The organism is Pseudomonas sp. JE3303 (assembly GCF_056312565.1).
Genome location: NZ_JBWGIF010000033.1, coordinates 1 through 3,088, shown reverse-complemented (window position 1 = coordinate 3,088; position 3,088 = coordinate 1). Strand labels below are relative to the sequence as shown.

At 51.8% G+C, this 3,088-nt stretch carries 1 rRNA gene; it reads right to left on the bottom strand.

What is annotated here, in order from left to right:
* Positions 1-31 precede the first annotated feature (31 nt).
* A 23S ribosomal RNA gene (locus AC0ZZU_RS23945) occupies positions 32-2,924 on the bottom strand.
* Between the last annotated feature and the right edge of the window lie 164 nt (positions 2,925-3,088).

Below are 3,088 nucleotides of genomic sequence, written 5' to 3'. Positions count from 1 at the left end.
ACCGGCTCGGCACAAATTGCTTGGGTGTTATATGGTCAAGCCTCACGGGCAATTAGTATGGGTTAGCTCAACGCCTCACAGCGCTTACACACCCCACCTATCAACGTCGTAGTCTTCGACGGCCCTTCAGGGAGCTCAAGGCTCCAGTGAGATCTCATCTTGAGGCAAGTTTCCCGCTTAGATGCTTTCAGCGGTTATCTCTTCCGAACATAGCTACCCGGCAATGCCACTGGCGTGACAACCGGAACACCAGAGGTTCGTCCACTCCGGTCCTCTCGTACTAGGAGCAGCCCCTCTCAAATCTCAAACGTCCACGGCAGATAGGGACCGAACTGTCTCACGACGTTCTAAACCCAGCTCGCGTACCACTTTAAATGGCGAACAGCCATACCCTTGGGACCGGCTTCAGCCCCAGGATGTGATGAGCCGACATCGAGGTGCCAAACACCGCCGTCGATATGAACTCTTGGGCGGTATCAGCCTGTTATCCCCGGAGTACCTTTTATCCGTTGAGCGATGGCCCTTCCATACAGAACCACCGGATCACTAAGACCTACTTTCGTACCTGCTCGACGTGTCTGTCTCGCAGTCAAGCGCGCTTTTGCCTTTATACTCTACGACCGATTTCCGACCGGTCTGAGCGCACCTTCGTACTCCTCCGTTACTCTTTGGGAGGAGACCGCCCCAGTCAAACTACCCACCATACACTGTCCTCGATCCGGATAACGGACCTGAGTTAGAACCTCAAAGTTGCCAGGGTGGTATTTCAAGGATGGCTCCACGCAGACTGGCGTCCACGCTTCAAAGCCTCCCACCTATCCTACACAAGCAAATTCAAAGTCCAGTGCAAAGCTATAGTAAAGGTTCACGGGGTCTTTCCGTCTAGCCGCGGATACACTGCATCTTCACAGCGATTTCAATTTCACTGAGTCTCGGGTGGAGACAGCGCCGCCATCGTTACGCCATTCGTGCAGGTCGGAACTTACCCGACAAGGAATTTCGCTACCTTAGGACCGTTATAGTTACGGCCGCCGTTTACCGGGGCTTCGATCAAGAGCTTCGCGTTAGCTAACCCCATCAATTAACCTTCCGGCACCGGGCAGGCGTCACACCCTATACGTCCACTTTCGTGTTTGCAGAGTGCTGTGTTTTTAATAAACAGTCGCAGCGGCCTGGTATCTTCGACCGGCGTGGGCTTACGGAGCAAGTCCTTCACCCTCACCGGCGCACCTTCTCCCGAAGTTACGGTGCCATTTTGCCTAGTTCCTTCACCCGAGTTCTCTCAAGCGCCTTGGTATTCTCTACCTAACCACCTGTGTCGGTTTGGGGTACGGTTCCCGGTTATCTGAAGCTTAGAAGCTTTTCTTGGAAGCATGGCATCAACCACTTCGTCGCCCAAAGGCAACTCGTCATCAGCTCTCGGCCTTGGGATCCCGGATTTACCTAAGACCCCAGCCTACCACCTTAAACTTGGACTACCAACGCCAAGCTGGCCTAGCCTTCTCCGTCCCTCCATCGCAATAACCGGAAGTACAGGAATATTAACCTGTTTTCCATCGACTACGCTTTTCAGCCTCGCCTTAGGGACCGACTAACCCTGCGTCGATTAACGTTGCGCAGGAAACCTTGGTCTTTCGGCGTGCGAGTTTTTCACTCGCATTGTCGTTACTCATGTCAGCATTCGCACTTCTGATACCTCCAGCAAGCTTCTCAACTCACCTTCACAGGCTTACAGAACGCTCCTCTACCGCATCATCCAAAGGATGATACCCGTAGCTTCGGTGCATGGTTTGAGCCCCGTTACATCTTCCGCGCAGGCCGACTCGACTAGTGAGCTATTACGCTTTCTTTAAAGGGTGGCTGCTTCTAAGCCAACCTCCTAGCTGTCTAAGCCTTCCCACATCGTTTCCCACTTAACCATGACTTTGGGACCTTAGCTGACGGTCTGGGTTGTTTCCCTTTTCACGACGGACGTTAGCACCCGCCGTGTGTCTCCCATGCTCGGCACTTGTAGGTATTCGGAGTTTGCATCGGTTTGGTAAGTCGGGATGACCCCCTAGCCGAAACAGTGCTCTACCCCCTACAGTGATACATGAGGCGCTACCTAAATAGCTTTCGAGGAGAACCAGCTATCTCCGAGCTTGATTAGCCTTTCACTCCGATCCACAGGTCATCCGCTAACTTTTCAACGGTAGTCGGTTCGGTCCTCCAGTCAGTGTTACCTAACCTTCAACCTGCCCATGGATAGATCGCCCGGTTTCGGGTCTATACCCAGCGACTAAACGCCCTATTAAGACTCGCTTTCGCTACGCCTCCCCTATTCGGTTAAGCTCGCCACTGAATATAAGTCGCTGACCCATTATACAAAAGGTACGCAGTCACAGAACAAGTCTGCTCCCACTGCTTGTACGCATACGGTTTCAGGATCTATTTCACTCCCCTCTCCGGGGTTCTTTTCGCCTTTCCCTCACGGTACTAGTTCACTATCGGTCAGTCAGTAGTATTTAGCCTTGGAGGATGGTCCCCCCATATTCAGACAAAGTTTCTCGTGCTCCGTCCTACTCGATTTCATTGATAAGAGATTTTCATGTACGGGGCTATCACCCACTACGGCCGCACTTTCCAGAGCGTTCCACTAATCTCAAACCAACTTAAGGGCTGGTCCCCGTTCGCTCGCCACTACTAAGGGAATCTCGGTTGATTTCTATTCCTCAGGGTACTTAGATGTTTCAGTTCCCCTGGTTCGCCTCTTGCACCTATGTATTCAGTACAAGATACTCAGCTTATGCTGAGTGGGTTCCCCCATTCAGAGATCTCCGGATCAAAGTCTGTTTGCCGACTCCCCGAAGCTTATCGCAGGCTACCACGTCTTTCATCGCCTCTGACTGCCAAGGCATCCACCGTATGCGCTTCTTCACTTGACCATATAACCCCAAGCAATCTGGTTATACTGTGAAGACGACATTCGCCGAAAATTCGTATTCTTGCCCTTGCGGGCAACTCACAAATTTTACCTTAGCCTGATCCACTACCAGTGAAAGTAGTGTTCAGTCTATTTCTATCACATATCCGAATTTTTAAAGAACGA